This window comes from Pseudomonas sp. GZD-209, assembly GCF_049310485.1.
GTDB classification, from domain to species: domain Bacteria; phylum Pseudomonadota; class Gammaproteobacteria; order Pseudomonadales; family Pseudomonadaceae; genus Aquipseudomonas; species Aquipseudomonas sichuanensis.
Window position 1 is genome coordinate 20,944 of the sequence record NZ_JBMOWQ010000134.1, and the last position, 15,889, is coordinate 36,832.

At 67.1% G+C, this 15,889-nt stretch carries 13 protein-coding genes and 1 pseudogene; 8 read left to right on the plus strand and 6 right to left on the minus strand.

The window, feature by feature from the left end; all coding sequences use genetic code 11:
• The first annotated feature begins 89 nt into the window (after positions 1-89).
• A complete protein-coding gene (locus ACO6VM_RS15965) occupies positions 90-581 on the plus strand; it encodes a hypothetical protein (RefSeq protein ID WP_401058083.1) in 492 nt (163 codons plus the stop codon).
• Positions 582-632: 51 nt separating this feature from the next.
• On the opposite strand, the gene hrpB is transcribed toward ACO6VM_RS15965, so the two are convergent.
• Positions 633-3,161, minus strand: coding sequence for an ATP-dependent helicase HrpB (gene hrpB / locus ACO6VM_RS15970; RefSeq protein ID WP_422403524.1), 2,529 nt, complete (start codon positions 3,159-3,161; stop codon positions 633-635).
• A gap of 122 nt (positions 3,162-3,283) precedes the next feature.
• Here hrpB and ACO6VM_RS15975 point away from each other — a divergent pair, with 122 nt between their 5' ends.
• A complete protein-coding gene (locus ACO6VM_RS15975; RefSeq protein WP_125462495.1) occupies positions 3,284-3,703 on the plus strand; it encodes a polyribonucleotide nucleotidyltransferase in 420 nt (139 codons plus the stop codon).
• A gap of 25 nt (positions 3,704-3,728) precedes the next feature.
• A complete protein-coding gene (locus ACO6VM_RS15980; RefSeq protein ID WP_401058079.1) occupies positions 3,729-4,598 on the plus strand; it encodes a cation diffusion facilitator family transporter in 870 nt (289 codons plus the stop codon).
• Positions 4,599-4,746: 148 nt separating this feature from the next.
• On the opposite strand, the gene ACO6VM_RS15985 is transcribed toward ACO6VM_RS15980, so the two are convergent.
• Positions 4,747-5,553 (minus strand): DUF6515 family protein, encoded by an 807-nt coding sequence (locus ACO6VM_RS15985; protein WP_401058078.1) that lies wholly within the window; start codon positions 5,551-5,553, stop codon positions 4,747-4,749.
• 454 nt (positions 5,554-6,007) lie between these two features.
• Between ACO6VM_RS15985 and ACO6VM_RS15990 the strand changes: the two genes are divergently transcribed.
• Complete coding sequence (locus ACO6VM_RS15990) at positions 6,008-6,484, plus strand: Lrp/AsnC family transcriptional regulator (protein ID WP_125462492.1); 477 nt, start codon at positions 6,008-6,010, stop codon at positions 6,482-6,484.
• 53 nt (positions 6,485-6,537) lie between these two features.
• Positions 6,538-6,741 (plus strand): DUF2788 domain-containing protein, encoded by a 204-nt coding sequence (locus ACO6VM_RS15995; protein WP_011535816.1) that lies wholly within the window; start codon positions 6,538-6,540, stop codon positions 6,739-6,741.
• 86 nt (positions 6,742-6,827) lie between these two features.
• On the opposite strand, the pseudogene ACO6VM_RS16000 reads toward ACO6VM_RS15995, so the two are convergent.
• From ACO6VM_RS16000 to ACO6VM_RS16015, 4 genes and pseudogenes are all read right to left on the minus strand, one after another.
• Positions 6,828-7,454: pseudogene (locus ACO6VM_RS16000) on the minus strand (pseudouridine synthase); the annotation flags it as partial.
• A 6-nt stretch (positions 7,455-7,460) separates the two neighbouring features.
• Positions 7,461-8,948 (minus strand): AMP nucleosidase, encoded by a 1,488-nt coding sequence (gene amn, locus ACO6VM_RS16005; RefSeq protein ID WP_401058076.1) that lies wholly within the window; start codon positions 8,946-8,948, stop codon positions 7,461-7,463.
• Between the two features lie 115 nt (positions 8,949-9,063).
• Positions 9,064-10,716 carry an acyl-CoA dehydrogenase family protein gene (locus tag ACO6VM_RS16010; RefSeq protein ID WP_401058074.1) on the minus strand — a complete coding sequence of 551 codons (1,653 nt, stop codon included), beginning with the start codon at positions 10,714-10,716 and terminating at the stop codon, positions 9,064-9,066.
• A gap of 109 nt (positions 10,717-10,825) precedes the next feature.
• Positions 10,826-12,817 carry a sensor histidine kinase gene (locus ACO6VM_RS16015; RefSeq protein ID WP_401058072.1) on the minus strand — a complete coding sequence of 664 codons (1,992 nt, stop codon included), beginning with the start codon at positions 12,815-12,817 and terminating at the stop codon, positions 10,826-10,828.
• A 264-nt stretch (positions 12,818-13,081) separates the two neighbouring features.
• On the opposite strand from ACO6VM_RS16015, the gene ACO6VM_RS16020 reads away from it, so the two are divergent.
• Genes ACO6VM_RS16020 through hemL form a run of 3 tightly spaced genes read left to right on the plus strand, consistent with a single transcriptional unit; the run spans position 13,082 to position 15,818 of the window.
• On the plus strand, positions 13,082-13,879 hold the full coding sequence (locus ACO6VM_RS16020; RefSeq protein ID WP_401058070.1) for a hydroxymethylpyrimidine/phosphomethylpyrimidine kinase: 798 nt from the start codon (positions 13,082-13,084) through the stop codon (positions 13,877-13,879).
• Between the two features lie 14 nt (positions 13,880-13,893).
• Positions 13,894-14,517: a thiamine phosphate synthase gene (thiE, locus tag ACO6VM_RS16025; RefSeq protein WP_401058068.1), complete on the plus strand. Its 624-nt coding sequence runs from the start codon at positions 13,894-13,896 to the stop codon at positions 14,515-14,517.
• A gap of 17 nt (positions 14,518-14,534) precedes the next feature.
• A complete protein-coding gene (gene hemL, locus ACO6VM_RS16030; RefSeq protein ID WP_422403525.1) occupies positions 14,535-15,818 on the plus strand; it encodes a glutamate-1-semialdehyde 2,1-aminomutase in 1,284 nt (427 codons plus the stop codon).
• Positions 15,819-15,889: the final 71 nt, after the last annotated feature.

A 15,889-nucleotide genomic window follows, 5' to 3' on the forward strand; every position in this document is an offset into this window, starting at 1 on the left:
CAAGCTGCCCCTTTGCCCACCTGCTGCCTAATGTGCGTCGCGCTGGCCGGAACTTCGACTGGCGCAGCGCACATTCAGGAGAACTCAGCTTGAGCATGCCGCAAACCGCAAACGCCTGGGCCGATGGCCATTCCTTCATCGGCCAGATCTACCTACGGCAAGACCAGCGTTGGTCGCCCATCCACCTGCAAGCCACACGCCACGACTTCAGTTTCGGGGTGAATGTTCGCGGTGATACGGGTTGGCTGCAGACCGGGGGTGCCGACCCGGCCGAAGCCTTCCTGTTCCGCTTTCACTCCAGGGGGCCCGAGCGCCTTCACTTCACGCTGTCGCTGGCCAGCGACAGCGCACGGTATCTGGACATCGACAGCAACGGGCGACTCGGTCTCTATCCAAGAGCCAGTACGCAACGATACTGGAAGGTGCAACCGCTCGAGTGGCAACAAGACCGGGTCAGATGCCTGCTCCGGGACGAGCAGGGTCATCAGGTCAAGGCGCTGCCGGGCAATGGTGCTGATGTTGCTGGCCTCACCGTGCAAACTGGCGAGCTGTGCGAGTACCTGATCGTACGTGCCTTGTAAGGATGCGCCCGGGACATCCTTGGCACCCGCCGGTCAGCCGGCCATGCCTCGTCAGGTGCCTCTGGGCTTGGCCCGCGCCGTGGCCTCGGCCACCAGCGGGTTGTCCGGCCAGTAGTGCTTGGGATAACGCCCTTTCAAATCCTTCTTCACCTCGGCATAGGTGGTCCGCCAGAAGTTGGCCAGGTCCTGGGTGACCTGCACCGGCCGGCGTGCCGGTGACAGCAGGTGCAGCTTGACCTGCAGGCGCCCACCGGCGATGCGTGGGGTGTCGGCCAGGCCGAACAGCTCCTGCAGGCGCACGGCAAGAATCGGTGGCTGTTCGCTGTAGTCCAGGCGGATGTTCGAGCCCGAAGGCACGCTCAGATGCGCCGGGGCCAGCTCGTCCAGGCGCTGGGGCAACGGCCAGGGCAGCAGGTTACGCAGGATCGACGACAGGTCCAGCGCGGCGAAATGGCTCAGGCGTGAGACCTTGCCCAGGTACGGTTGCAGCCAGTCTTCCAGGCTGGCCAGCAGCGCTTCGTCGCTCAGGTCGGGCCACTCGCTTTGGCCGTCTTTCTCCAGGTCCAGTCGATGCAGCAGCGCAACCCGTGCCTGCCACTGGCGCAGTTCGGGGGTCCATGTCAGCAGGTTCAGGCCTTTGCGCCGCACCAGGCCGAGCAAGGCCCTGGCGCGGGCGTCATCGGCAAGGCCGGGCAGCGGCTCGCGGCTGAGCACCAGCTCGCCGACTTTGCGCTGGCGTTCGGCGCGCAGCACCTGCTCGCGTTCGTCCCAGTCGAGCAGGTCGAGCTGTTCGACCTGCTCGGCAAGCACATCATCGAACAGTGCCCGCTCGAATTCGGCAGCCAGGTAAATGCGCTCCTCACGCTGGCCCTGGCGGCTGCCGAGGTCGGCGATCACCAGCCAGGGGCATTTCATCAACGCATCGGCTTCGCCGAACAGCGCCGCACGGCCATTGGCCAGGCGGTATTCGGCGCCGCCTTCGCGACGCTGCTGGGCGACCCGGTCGGGGTAGGCCAGCGCCAGCAGGGCACCGAGCCAGCGCGAATGCTCGGGATCTGCCACTGGGGTGCGGGGTTTGCCACGCAATTGCCCACGGTATTGCCGGGCCAGTTGCCGGGCACGTTGCACGCCGCCCTGGCCGCCGCGTGAGCTTCTGCTTTCACCACTGAGCACGCTCAGCCGCGAATGCAGGTCGGCGCCGCCGCCGCGCAGGATGTCACGCTCGCCCAGCAAGGCCGCGACGTCGCAGGCCATGTCGGCCAGCCCCAGGTCCTGGCCGCGCAGCAGCAGGTGGGCGATGCGCGGGTGCGCCGGCAACTCGGCCATGGCCTGGCCGTGGGCGCTCAACTGCTCGCGCTGGCCGGGCTTGAAGGCACCGAGCCGCGCCAGCAGGTCCTGGGCCTGGGCGAAGGCGGCAGTGGGCGGTTGGTCGAGCCAGCTCAGCTGTTCGGGCGGTACGCCCCAGCGCGCCAGTTGCAGGGCCAGCCCGGCCAGGTCGGCCTGGAGGATCTCGGCGCTGCCATGGGCCGCCAGTTGGTCATGCTGCGCCTCGGACCACAGGCGGTAGCACACGCCTGGCTCCAGGCGCCCGGCACGGCCGGCCCGCTGGGTGGCGCTGGCACGGGAGATGCGCTGGGTGTCGAGGCGGGTCATGCCGCTGCCGGGGTCGAAGCGCGGCACCCGTGCGAGGCCTGCATCGATCACCACGCGCACGCCGTCGATGGTCAGGCTGGTCTCGGCGATGTTGGTGGCCAGCACCACCTTGCGCTGGCCTTGGGGCGCCGGTTCGATGGCGGCGCGCTGGGCATTCAGGTCGAGCTCGCCGTGCAGCGGGCAGAGCAGGATGCCGGGGCGCTCGCCCAGGGCCTCCTGCAAGGCCTGGTGCACCCGGCGGATCTCCGCCTGCCCGGGGAGGAACACCAGCAAGCTGCCGCCTTCATCGGCAAGCGCCTGCAGCACACAGTCGACCACCCGCGGTTCGACGAACTCGCCAGGCTGGAAGGGCCGGCTCCAACGAATGTCCACCGGGTGCATACGGCCCTGGCTGCTGACCACCGGGGCGTCATCCAGCAGCCGCGACAGGCGCTCGCCCTCCAAGGTGGCCGACATCAGCAGGATCTTCAGCGGCAGTTCGTCACGCAGCAAGACGCGGCCATTGAGGCTCAGCGCCAGGGCCAGGTCGGCGTCGAGGCTGCGTTCGTGGAATTCGTCGAAAATCAGCAGCCCCACCCCCTCCAGCGCCGGGTCGCTCTGCAAGCGGCGGGTGAGAATGCCTTCGGTGACCACTTCGATGCGGGTGTTGGGGCCAACCTTGCTGTCCAGGCGGATGCGATAGCCCACCGTTTCCCCGACCTTCTCGCCCAGCTCGCTGGCCAGCCGCTCGGCGGCGGCGCGGGCGGCCAGGCGGCGGGGTTCGAGCATGAGGATGGTCTGCCCGGCCAGCCAGGGTTCGTCGAGCAGGGCCAGGGGCACGCGGGTAGTCTTGCCGGCGCCGGGCGGCGCCTCGAGCACGGCTTCGTCGCGGCCACCCAGGGCCAGGCGCAGGTCAGGCAGTACGGCATCGATCGGTAATGAAATCATGGTGGTCCTCGAACAATCGCCCGAGTATAACGGCGAACCTGGCCTGCCCTATCATGGTCTTAAGCTTCAGGCGCCGGCCTCTGCCGCGCCCCTTGTCGTGGTTACCTTTACCGGAGATTCACATGCGCATCGCTTCCCGCGTCATCGGTGGCGCCCTTGTCGCCACCCTGCTGACCCAACTGACGGCCTGCGGCACGGTTTTCTTCCCTGACCGTCGCGGCCAGATCGAAGGCAAGATCGACCCGATGATCGCCGCGCTGGATGCCGTCGGCCTGCTGTTCTACATCATCCCCGGCCTGATCGCCTTCGGCATCGACTTCGCCACGGGCGCCATCTACTACCCCGGCGGCTACTCCGCGCAGGTCGACCCGGCCAAGCTCAAGCCCGCCATCAATGCCGACGGCCAGGTCGACAGGATCAAGCTGCAGGCTATTCTCGAAAGCGAACTGGGCCAGCGCCTGCCGCTGAACGACCCACGGCTGATCCAGCAGCGCGGCAGCGTCGAGCAACTGGCGGCCCTCGGCCTGGTACCGGCAGCCTGAAACCCGCAAGGACGAACCCCTGCGCATGACCGTGACCAGCGAACACCAACGCTTGCTGCGCCTAGCCACCCGCGCATCCCTGGCGGTGGCCAGCATCCTGGTGCTGAGCAAGGCCGTGGCCTGGTGGCTGAGCGGCTCGGTGAGCCTGCTGGCCGGGCTTACCGACTCGGCGCTGGATGCCGTCGCCTCCTTCCTCAACCTGCTCGCGGTGCACTACGCGTTGCGCCCGGCCGACGACGATCACCGTTTTGGCCACGGCAAGGCCGAAGCCCTGGCCGGCATGGCGCAGGCGCTGTTCATCGGGGTCAGTGCGGTATTGATCGGGGTGCAAGCCGTGCAGCGCTTGCAGTCGCCGCAGCCGCTGGGCGACACCGGGGCCGGTATCGCGGTGATGCTGCTATCGCTGGTGCTGACCCTGGCGCTGCTGGCGTTGCAACGCAGGGTGATCCGTATCACCGGTTCAACCGCGGTGCGCGCCGATTCGCTGCACTACCGCTCCGACCTGCTGCTCAATGGCAGCATCTTGCTGGCCCTGCTGCTGGCGCGCCTGGGCTGGCCACAGCTGGATGCGCTGTTTGGCCTGGGTATCGCCCTGTACATCCTGTGGAGCGCGGTGCAGATCGCCCGCGAGAGCACGGCGATCCTGATGGACCAGGAACTGCCGGCCGACATCGGCGAGCGCATGCTCGAAGCGGTGCTGGCGATCCCTGGGGTCAAGGGCGCGCACGACCTGCGCACGCGGGTGTCGGGGAACCACTGGTTCGTGCAGCTGCACCTGGAATTGCCGGGTGACCTGCCGCTGCATCAGGCCCATGGGTTGTGCGTGCAGGCCTCCCAGGCGATCCGCGAGCGGTACCCACGGGCCGATGTGATCGTGCATGCCGATCCGGTATAGGCCTCATCGCTGGCAAGCCAGCTCCCACCTTGACCGCGCTGCTCTGAAGAAATGCATAACCCTGTGGGAGCCGGCTTGCCGGCGATCACCGGCAAAGCCGGTGCCCAAAAAGTGCGGCGCCTGCATCGCCGGCTCCCACAGTTTGGCATCAGTTGGTGCTGTAACCCCGCCCGCTCAAGCAAGCGCCCAATGCCCGTCGATAGTTGTCTGCCACGTTCGGCGGTGGCGCATAGCTGGCGGTTGCCGGGTCGAAACCGCTCTGGCTCACGGCCCAGCGATGGCACTGATAACGGTCCTGCTCCTGCTGCTCCGGGCCCTGGCCGTACAGGGGATAGGCGATCACATCGTAACCACCTGCCGGTTGCGGCGCTGGCGCCACCGTGGGCGGGTTGACCACCACGTACTCGGCGCTACTGGCCTGGTACTGGTAATAGGTGTCGGCCACCAGGAAGAACAGCGCTCCGCCCAGCCATACTTCGCGCGCATAGGGCGGCAAGTAGCTGACCCTCACCCCGTAAGGCGGCCTGACCACGACGTAGCCGCCGCCATGGGGGCGATACCAGTAGCCACCGGAGTAGTAGTAATCCTGGCCGCGGTAGGGCACTTGCCAGGAGCGGTCCGGGAAGCGATCGACGCTATGCCCGGGGCGATACTGCGGCCCGGGGCCCCAACCATCGCCATGGCCGTCCGGCCGCCCCGACCAGTCGCCGCCTGGTCGCTGACCGGGGCCACCGGCCTGCCAGTGACGATTGTCGTCATGCCGGCGCGGGATGTCCTGGTAATACCCTTGGCGTGGCGGCTGGGTCTGGCGCACTTCATCACGCGAGTTGAGCGGCGAGCCACGCCCGCCATTGGGGTCCTGCGGGCCGTCTCCCGGCCCTTGGGCCAAGGCGCCCAGGCTGATACCGATGCCCAGCAAACCAACACCTGCCAACTGCCAGATGCGTGACCTCATGTTGTTCCTCTCAGTCAATGACCCCTGCCTGTACAGCAGGCAGTCTAACGCGCCGCACAAGGCCGGCTAATGAAATAGCGGAAAGCGACCGCCTTGGCCGCGAGCCGGCGCCCGGGCGCGGGCAGAATAACCGGCGCAATAAAAAAGGGAGGCCTTGCGGCCTCCCTTCGGGAATTGTCGTCCGTGCTCGGCACTTGTGGTGCCGGCTCACCTCGCGCCGCCTTCTGGGCAGTGCGTAGCCCGGGGGCCGTGCCGATCCGGTTGGAGGGCTGGCCGCGAGCGCCCGTCTGGGGCGGCTCGCCGTGGACTGATGTCCGGGCAGTGATTCTGGTGATAAAGATAGGCGAGTCGAGGGGGCAGAGGATTGCGAAGATTGCTCTGATAAATACCGCTTGCGCAATTTTTCACTCAGGATTGATAATTCGCCGCAATCTGAACAGAAAAGGCCCTATTCATGAGCAAGCTCGACCGCTATGACCTGAGCATCCTTGCCGAATTGCAGCGTGACGCGCGCATCTCCAACCAGGAACTGGCCGAGCGCATCGGCCTGTCGCCCTCCCCTTGCTCACGCCGGGTCAAGCAGCTCGAAGACGACGGCTACATCTCGCGCCAGGTGGCGCTGCTGGACCGCAAGAAGCTCGGCCTGAGCCTGACCGCCTATGTGCTGATCGGCATGGACCGCCACACCCCCGAGCGCTTCGAAACCTTCGAGGCGGCGATCCGCAACCTGCCGCAGGTGCTGGAGTGCAGCCTGGTCACCGGGATGGACGCCGACTATCAGCTCAAGGTGGTGGTACCGGACATGGACCACTACCAGAAGCTGCTGCTCGGCAGCCTGACCCGCATCGACGGCGTGACCAGCGTGCGTTCGAGCTTCGTGCTCAACCAGGTGCTGGCCAGCACCGAGCTGCCATTGACCCACCTGCGTTGAAACCCTGCGCGCCCGGCGTATGATCGGGCTCTTATCCTGCCTGGAGTTGACCGATGGATCCCGCCGTATTCGAAGAGTGGATGATGATCGTCCTCGTCACCGTGCTGATCGCCTTCATGGGCTTCATCGTCTGGGACCTGGCGAAAAAATCCAAGGCTGGCCGTTTCGGCACGCTGATCCTGTTCTTCGTGCTGGGCCTGGGCGTGCTGGCGTTCATCATCAAGAGCGTGGTGGTGGGGTTTCTGGAAGGGGTTTAGGGACCTATCGCGGGGCAAGCCCGCTCCCACGTGTACAGCTGTCGTACAGTACGCGTGGGAGCGGGCTTGCCCCCCGATAACAGCCAGAGCTTCGGCGGAACTTCCCACCACGTCCCCTGCTCCAGCCCTTCAATCGTCCAGTCACCAATCCTCACCCGCACCAGCCGCAAGGTCGGCAAGCCCACCGCCGCCGTCATGCGCCGCACCTGGCGGTTGCGCCCTTCACGAATCACCAGTTCCAGCCACGCCGTCGGCACGCTCTTGCGAAAGCGCACCGGTGGGTTGCGTGGCCATAGCGTGGGCTCGTCGAGCAAGCGGGCTTCGGCTGGCAAGGTCGGGCCATCATTGAGCTCGACGCCGTCGCGCAGGCGCTGCAACTGCTCCGCGCTCGGCTCGCCCTCCACCTGCACCCAGTAGGTCTTGGCCAGCTTGTGCTTGGGGTCGGCGATACGTGCCTGCAGGCGTCCGTCGTTGGTCAGCAGCAGCAAGCCTTCGCTGTCGCGGTCCAGGCGCCCGGCCGGGTAGATGCCGGGGATGTCGATGAAGTCCTTGAGCGTGGCCCGCCCTTCGCCGTCGCTGAACTGCGTGAGCACGTCGAACGGCTTGTTGAACAGGATCAGGCGCGGCTCGGCCGGCGGCGCCTTGGCCTGGCGACGTGGGCCGGAAGGCCGCGCCGCCGGGCGGCGCGGAGTATTGCGGGGTGGCAGGGGCATGGATCCTCAGCGGAACGGCGGCTCATCGAAGCTGCGCAGTTTACGCGAGTGCAGCGAGTTGAGCTCGGTACGCAGCAGGTCGAGGGCGGCGATGCCGATCTTCAGGTGCTGGCTGACCGCGCGGTTGTAGAAGGCGTTGGCCGAGCCGGGCAGCTTGATCTCGCTGTGCAGCGGTTTGTCGGATACACACAGCAAGGTGCCGTACGGCACCCGCAGCCGGTAGCCCTGGGCGGCGATGGTGCCGCTTTCCATGTCCACCGCCACGGCACGCGACAGGTTGATCAGCGGGCGTTCCTGGGCCCAGCGCAGCTCCCAGTTGCGGTCGTCGTAGGTGAGCACGGTGCCGGTGCGCAGGCGCTTCTTGAGTTCCTCGCCACGCTCGCCGGTAACCTGCGCCGCCGCTTCCTGCAGCGCCAGCTGCACTTCGGCCAGGGCCGGGATCGGGATGTTCGGCGGCACCACGCGGTCGAGGATGCCGTCACGGCGCATGTAGGCGTGGGCCAGCACGTAGTCGCCGATGGTCTGCGACTGACGCAGGCCGCCGCAGTGGCCGATCATCAGCCAGCAGTGCGGGCGCAGCACCGCCAGGTGGTCGGTGATGTTCTTGGCGTTGGAAGGGCCGACGCCGATATTGACCAGGGTGACGCCATCGCCGTCGGCGGCGATCAGGTGATAGGCCGGCATCTGGTAGCGGTGCCAGACCACGCTGGCCACCAGGGCCTGGGCCTCGCCGTTGTCCATGGCCTTTTCGATGACCACGTTGCCCGGCAGGACCATGCGCACGAAGCGTGGATCCTCGCGCAACTGCTCAAGGCCGTGGCTGATGAACTGGTCGACGTAGCGGTGGTAGTTGGTCAGCAGGATCCACGGCTGCATGTGCCGCCAGTCGCTGCCGGTGTAGTGCACCAGGCGGCGCAGCGAGAAGTCGACACGGGCCGCGTCGAACAACGCCAGCGGCAGCGTCTCGGCGCTTTCCCAGTCGTACAGGCCATCGGCGATGTTGTCGGTGGCGGCCGACAGGTCGGTGCTGGGGAACACCCGCGCCAGCTGCGCGGCGGTGATGCCGCTGCCGGCCAGTTCGTCGCCCTGGTCGACCACGTAGGGGTACGGGATGTTCTGCTCGCTGACGCCGACTTCCACGGTCACCGTGTAGTCGTGCATCAATGGCCGCAATTGCTCCAGCAGGTAGCCACGGAAGGCGGCGGGCTGGGTGACGGTGACGCTGTAGGTGCCGGCCACCTGGACCTTGGCGTAGGCGCGGGTGGTGGCGGCGACTTCGCCCTGGCTGAAGTAGGTCAGGCGCAGCGCCGGGTAGCGGAACAGCGCACGCTCGTCCTGGCCCGGTTCGGTACGGTCCTTGAGGTAGCGCTTGAGGGCCTGGCTCAGGGCGCCGGTGGCTTGCTCGTGGAGGGCCGCCAGACGGTCGACGGCCTGTTCGGGGGTATCAACGACTTCAAACGCTTGGCTCACGCTGGGCTTCCTGTCTTCTGACATGCATGACAGCCATCTTGCCTGCGTTCGCCGGTAAAAACACGCCTTTCGCGGGGCAAGCCCGCTCCCACGCAAAACATGTTACTGGGCGGGGGAGCGGGCTTGCCCCGCGATGGCGTTATCCGCCCCAGACAGGCGTCGCCCTGGCCACCAGCGCCCCGACATCCACTCCACGCGGCAATGCGCCATAGACCCGGCCACCGCCACCCAGCCGGCTGGCGATGAAGGCATCGCTGACCGTCGCGTTACCGGCCTCGAGCAGCAGCTTGGCCTGCAACGCCACGGCAATATCTTCGGTCAGCTGGCGAGCCCGGTACTGAATGTCGCCGGTATCGGCAAACGCCCCTTTGAGGTTGCCGATGAACGCCGCCAGGCGCGGATCGCCATGGCCATCGCCCAGCTCGATGAACAACGCATCCAGCACACCCGGCTCCTTCGACAGCGCCCGCAGCACGTCCAGGCACTGCACGTTGCCGGAGCCTTCCCAGGTCGAGTTGACCGGCGCCTCTCGGTACAGCCGCGGCAGGATGCTGTCCTCGACATAGCCCGCACCGCCCAGGCATTCGGCAGCCTCGTTGATCATCCCCGGCGCGCGCTTGCAGATCCAGTACTTGCCCACGGCCGTCACCAGGCGGGCGAAATGCGCTTGCTGCGGGTCGTCGAGCTGCTCCAGGGCCTGGCCCATGCGCAGGCTCAGGGCCAGCGCCGCCTCACTCTCCAGGGCCAGGTCGGCGAGCACGTTCTGCATCAGCGGCTGCTCGCTCAACACCCGCCCGCCGACCTTGCGGTGGGCGCAGTGATGGGCGGCCTGGGTCAGCGCCTGGCGCATCAACGCGCTGGAGCCGACCATGCAATCGAAGCGGGTCATGGCCACCATCTCGATGATGGTCGGCACACCGCGGCCCTCTTCGCCGATCATCCACGCCAGGGCGCCACGGAACTCCACCTCGCTGGAGGCATTGGAGCAGTTGCCGAGCTTGTTCTTCAGGCGCTGGATATAGAACTGGTTGCGCTGGTCGTCCGGGCGGTGGCGCGGCAGCAGGAAGCAGCTCAGGCCCTTGTCGGTCTGGGCCAGGGTGAGGAAGGCGTCGCACATGGGCGCCGAGCAGAACCACTTGTGCCCCACCAGCTCATAGGCCTGGCCCGGGCCTGGCGCGCCGACCGGGTAGGCGCGGGTGGTATTGGCGCGCACATCGGTACCGCCCTGCTTCTCGGTCATGGCCATGCCGATGGTCACCCCGGCCTTGTGCCGGTCGCCGACATTGCGCGGGTCGTATTCGCGGGCGAGGATCTTCGGCAGCCAATAGCTGGCCAGCTCCGGCTGCAGCCGCAGCGCCGGCACGGCGGCGAAAGTCATGGTCAGCGGGCAGCCGGTTCCGGCTTCGGCCTGGCTGTGCAGGTAGGTCATGGCGGCCCGCGCAACATGGGCACCCGCGCGCGGCTCGGCCCAGGGCAGCGAGGGCAGGCCATGCTCGACCGCGGTGCGCATCAGCTCGTGGTAGGCGGGATGGAACTCCACCAGATCCACCCGGTGGCCGTAGCGGTCGTGGCTGCTGAACTCGGGTTTGTGCGCATTGGCAAGGAACCCGGCGGCCATCAGCGGGCCACCGGCCAGTGCCCCGTAGGCATCGATCCGCGGCTCGGCCCAGCCGGCACCGAAGCGCCGCGACCATTCCTGCAAGGGCTGGTCGAGGCGGTACAGGTTGGCGCCGTCGAGGGCCGGCGGCTGGTTGGTGACTTCGTGGGTTTCGGCGAACTGGTGCAGGTTCATCGGGGGGCCTCATGGATCCGCTCATGCCTGGAAAACCCAGTGAAGCACCGCAGCCCGCACAGTCAAAGTGACAAAACTGCCGATGAGCAGATCATTTCCTGCCCGCCCGTCAGTAACGCCTGCGCCCCGTCGCCGCCCGGCTGGAAGTCACCTGCACCTGGGCCACGGTCAGGACCAGGCTCAATTCGAAGCGGCTGCCCAACCCCGGGGTAGACTCGTGCGACAGCTGCGCGCCAACCAGTTCGCCCAATTGGCGGCAGATCGACAGGCCGATGCCCAGGCCGCCGTAGCGCCGCGTCATCGAACCATCGACCTGGAAGAAGCGCTGGTACAGCACGGCCTGGTCGAGGTCTTCGAAACCGATGCCGCTGTCACTGACGGTCAGGCTCAGCGCCAGCCGGTCGGGCCCGATGCGCCGGCCACGCACCTGCACGGTCACGCCGCCCTGGTGGGTGAACTTGAGGCCGTTGTCCACCAGGCAGGCCAGGCAGCGGGCGAGCTTCTGCGCATCGCCCACCAGGCTGTCGGGCACGTCGGCGGGGATATCCAGGGTCAGGTACAAGCCCTTGGCCAGTGCCTGCCCGGCGTAACCGGCACGCAGCTCCTGGAGCAGGCGGCGCAGGCTGAACGACACACCGTGGTTGCGCAGGCGGCCGGCCTGCAGCTCGGTGAGGATGAGGATGTCGTCGACCATGGCCATCATGTCCTGGGCGGAACCGGCGGCCGTGCGGTGGTACTGGGCCTGCTCGGCGCTCATGGGCAGGGTGTGCAGCAGCTCCAACGAGCCGATCACGCCGTTCATCGGGGTGCGCAGCTCATGGGTGACGGTGGCCAGGAACTCGTCTTTCAGGCGATTGCTGTGGGCCAGTTGCTGGTTCAGCTGCTCGAGGGTGCGCCCGGTCTCGCGCAGGGCCTGGGCCTGCTGCTCGCGCAGGCTGTTGATGCGGTCGGCCAGCGCCAGGGACAGCAACGCCACCTCCAGCGCCGAACCGAGCTGGCTGGCGTACATGGTGAGGAACACGTTGGGCAGATAGCCCAGCACCATCAAGGTGTTGACCAGCCCGCCCAGCAGGAACGCGGTCCAGGCGATGATGAACCAGCGCGCCACCCGCACCCCGCGCCACCAGGCATACAGGCCTGCGCTGAAAATGCTCACGGTGAACAGCAGCGCCAGCACCGTGGCCATGCGCAGCGCGATGCCGTAACGCAGGGTCACCGCCAGCACCATGACCAGCGCACCACCCGCCATCAGCGCCATCAGCAGGCGGTCGAAACCACGGCTGAGCCGGCCCAGTTGCAGGAAATGGCGGGCGAACTGGCAGCCGAACAACCCGGCGGCGCCGATGAACAGGGGCGTCGCGGCATTCGCCCACCACGGGCTGTCCGGCCAGAAGTAGGCGATACCGGCGCCGTTGACCGACACCTGGTACAAACCGAACGAGGCGATGTAGAGGATGTAGTAGAGGTAACTGACATCGCGCACGCTGAGGTAGATGAACAGGTTGTAGACCAGCATCACCAGCAGCACGCCATAGATCATGCCCAGCACATACAGGCGGGTGGGCTGGTCTTCAAGGTACGCCTGGGTCGACCACAGCGTCAGCGGCGCCTGGACCGAACCCTGGCTGTGCAGGCGCAGGTAAACGGTGGTCGCCTGCCCAGGTTGTAGGGGCAGCTCGAACAGGTAGTTGTTCTGGCGAATCTGCCGGCTGGCATAGGGCAGTGCATCGCCGGTGCGCTGGGCCAGGCGAAACACCCCTTGGGCATCCGGCAGGTAGAGTTCGAGGTGATCCAGCGGCGGGTAAGCCAGCTCCAGCAACCATTGGCGCGGCGCGGCGGAGGGGGTGGCGGCGTAGTTCAGGTCGATTCGCAGCCAGAACACCGAGGTCGAGTAACCGGCATTGAGCACCTCATGCGGGTGCGCCTGGAAACGGCTGGCAAAGGCGGGCGCGCTGACCTGGCCAATACTGGCACTGCCATCGTGGTCCTCGTAGACCTGCATGAACCTGCCCAGTGGCAGTCGTGCGGTGCTGGCGTCGAATTCGACCGCCCCGGCGAACAGGGGCAAGCAGCCCAGAAGCACAATCAGCAAATAGCGCATACAGCCCCAGCATGGCCTGTCCGTTCGCGTCGCGTTGCCTCCCTTCCCTTTGAGACGACGTGATCCGGCAGAGTCCGTTGATCGAATTATCCGAGCACTCTAGCATAGCTTTCCGGCAAGGCCAGAGGCCACACTAAATTTGCATTAAACGGCTCTAGCATGCGCATTACAGAAGCACTAGCCTGGACATCCTGACCGCTCGATCAGCAAATCTTGCGCAGCGACCGATCCGCACAAAAAGGTTTGGTGATAAGCTCGCCGACCATGAATACCTACAGCTCCCGCCCCGTTGTCCTCTGTCTCTCCGGCCACGACCCAAGTGGTGGCGCCGGGCTGCAGGCAGATATCGAAGCCCTGATCGCCCAAGGCTGTCACGCCGCACCGACTGTGACCGCCCTGACCGTGCAGGATACCGTCAACGTTTCCGACTTCCGCGTGCTCGACCGCGAGTGGGTGCTGGCCCAGGCCAACGCCGTGCTGGCCGACTCCACCGTGGCCGCGGTCAAGCTGGGCATGCTCGGCTCGATCGAAATGGTCGACACCGTGGCCGAACTGCTCAAGGCCCACCCGCACCTGCCGCTGGTCTGCGACCCGGTGCTGCGCGCCGGCGGCGGTGGCCGCCTGGGCAAGGACGAGGTCGGCTACGCACTGCGCGAGCGCCTGCTGCCGCTGGCCACCATCGCCACGCCAAACCTGCCCGAGGCGCGCATCCTCGCCGAACTGCCGGATGGCACCGCCGACGAGTGCGCCGCCAAGCTGCTGCCATTCGTCGAGCACCTGCTGATCACTGGCGGCCACGGCGACGAGGACGAAATCCACAACCGCCTGTACAGCCGCGATGGCCAGCAGCACACCTGGACCTGCCAACGCCTGCCCGGCAGCTATCACGGCTCGGGCTGCACCCTGGCCAGCGCCCTGGCCGGCCGCCTGGCCCTTGGCGAGCAGCTGCAAAGCGCCGTGCGCAGCGCCCTGGACTATACCTGGCGCACCCTGCGTGACGCCGAGCAACTGGGCAAGGGCCAGTACGTGCCGCGCCGCCTGCCCCTGGATTTCTGCTCCTGACACGAGGCCACCCGATGAAGCTCCGCGGTCTGTATGCGATCACCGACAGCCAGCTGCTCGCCGGCCGTTTCCTCAGCCACGTCGAGGCGGCACTGGAAGGCGGCGTCTGCCTGCTGCAGTACCGCGACAAGAGCGACGATGCCGCCCGCCGCCTGCGTGAGGCCGAAGCGCTGATGACCTTGTGCGAGCGCTACGGCACCCAGCTGATCATCAACGACGACGCCGAACTGGCCGCACGCCTGGGCGTCGGCGCGCACCTGGGCCAGACCGACGGCCCGCTCACCCCGGCCCGCGCCCTGCTCGGCCGCCAGGCCATCATCGGCTCCACCTGCCATGCCAGCCTTGAGCTTGCCCGGCAGGCCGCCAAGGAAGGTGCCGACTACGTCGCCTTCGGCCGCTTCTTCAATTCTGTCACCAAGCCGGGCGCACCGGCCGCCAGCGTCGAACTGCTGGAACAGGCCCGCGCCCAGGTCAAGCTGCCGATCGCCGTGATCGGCGGCATTACCCTCGACAACGCCGCCCCGCTGGTCGCCCATGGCGCCGACCTGCTGGCGGTGATCCACGGCCTGTTCGGTGCCGACAGCGCGCAGGAAGTCACCCGCCGCGCCCGCGCCTTCAACGCCCTGTTCGCTTCCTGATTTCGAGAGAAGATCCCATGTCCCGTTCCGAAGCCCTGTTCGCCCAAGCCCAGAAGCACATCCCCGGCGGCGTCAACTCGCCGGTCCGCGCTTTCAAGAGCGTCGGCGGCACTCCGCTGTTCTTCAAGCACGCCGAAGGCGCCTACGTCGTCGACGAGGATGACAAGCGCTATGTCGATTACGTCGGCTCCTGGGGCCCGATGATCCTCGGCCACGGCCACCCGGACGTACTGGACGCCGTGCGCAATCAGTTGCAGCACGGCCTGTCCTACGGCGCCCCGACCGCCATGGAAACCGAGATGGCCGACCTGGTCTGCTCGCTGGTGCCGTCGATGGAGATGGTGCGCATGGTCAGCTCCGGCACCGAAGCCACCATGAGCGCCATCCGCCTGGCTCGTGGCTACACCGGCCGTGACGCCATCATCAAGTTCGAAGGCTGCTACCACGGCCATTCCGACAGCCTGCTGGTCAAGGCCGGGTCGGGCCTGCTGACCCAGGGCGTGCCCAGCTCTGCCGGCGTACCGGCTGACTTCGCCAAGCACACCCTGACGCTGCCGTTCAACGACATCGCCGCGGTCGAGAAAACCCTCGCCGACGTCGGCCAGACCGTGGCCTGCATCATCGTCGAGCCGGTGGCCGGCAACATGAACTGCGTACCACCGGCGCCGGGCTTCCTCGAAGGCCTGCGCGCGCTGTGCGACAAACACGGCGTAGTGCTGATCTTCGACGAAGTGATGACCGGCTTCCGTGTCTCCCTCGGCGGTGCCCAGGGCTACTACGGCATCACCCCCGACCTGTCGACCTTCGGCAAGATCGTCGGTGGCGGCATGCCGGTCGGCTGCTTCGGCGGCAAGCGCGAGATCATGGGCTGCATCGCCCCGCTCGGCCCGGTCTACCAGGCCGGCACCCTGTCCGGTAACCCGCTGGCCATGGCCGCCGGCCTGACCACCCTCAGGCTGATCAGCCGCCCAGGCTTCCACGACGAGCTCAGCGCCTACACCAGCCGCATGCTCGACGGCCTGCAGCAGCGCGCCGATGCCGCCGGCATCCCGTTCGTCACCACGCAGGCGGGCGCCATGTTCGGCCTGTACTTCAGCGGCGCCGATGACATCGTCACCTTCGACGACGTGATGGCCAGCGATGCGGACCGTTTCAAGCGCTTCTTCCACCTGATGCTCGAAGGCGGCGTGTACCTGGCGCCGAGTGCGTTCGAGGCGGGCTTCACCTCCATCGCCCACGGCGACAAGGAGCTGCAGATCACCCTGGATGCGGCCGAGCGGGCATTCGCCAAGCTGAAGTAAGGCGCCTGCCGGTACTGGCCAGATCGCGGGGCAAGCCCGCTCCCACGTGACTCAGCTCTGCGTGGGAGCGG

Bases quoted from the DNA above. Each gene is read 5' to 3' on its own strand.
- hrpB (WP_422403524.1), bottom strand. From the start codon at position 3,161: ATGATTTCATTACCGATCGATGCCGTACTGCCTGACCTGCGCCTGGCC.
- ACO6VM_RS15975 (WP_125462495.1), top strand. From the start codon at position 3,284: ATGCGCATCGCTTCCCGCGTCATCGGTGGCGCCCTTGTCGCCACCCTG.
- ACO6VM_RS15980 (WP_401058079.1), top strand. From the start codon at position 3,729: ATGACCGTGACCAGCGAACACCAACGCTTGCTGCGCCTAGCCACCCGC.
- ACO6VM_RS15985 (WP_401058078.1), bottom strand. From the start codon at position 5,553: ATGAGGTCACGCATCTGGCAGTTGGCAGGTGTTGGTTTGCTGGGCATC.
- ACO6VM_RS15990 (WP_125462492.1), top strand. From the start codon at position 6,008: ATGAGCAAGCTCGACCGCTATGACCTGAGCATCCTTGCCGAATTGCAG.
- ACO6VM_RS15995 (WP_011535816.1), top strand. From the start codon at position 6,538: ATGGATCCCGCCGTATTCGAAGAGTGGATGATGATCGTCCTCGTCACC.
- amn (WP_401058076.1), bottom strand. From the start codon at position 8,948: ATGTCAGAAGACAGGAAGCCCAGCGTGAGCCAAGCGTTTGAAGTCGTT.
- ACO6VM_RS16010 (WP_401058074.1), bottom strand. From the start codon at position 10,716: ATGAACCTGCACCAGTTCGCCGAAACCCACGAAGTCACCAACCAGCCG.
- ACO6VM_RS16015 (WP_401058072.1), bottom strand. From the start codon at position 12,817: ATGCGCTATTTGCTGATTGTGCTTCTGGGCTGCTTGCCCCTGTTCGCC.
- ACO6VM_RS16020 (WP_401058070.1), top strand. From the start codon at position 13,082: ATGAATACCTACAGCTCCCGCCCCGTTGTCCTCTGTCTCTCCGGCCAC.
- thiE (WP_401058068.1), top strand. From the start codon at position 13,894: ATGAAGCTCCGCGGTCTGTATGCGATCACCGACAGCCAGCTGCTCGCC.
- hemL (WP_422403525.1), top strand. From the start codon at position 14,535: ATGTCCCGTTCCGAAGCCCTGTTCGCCCAAGCCCAGAAGCACATCCCC.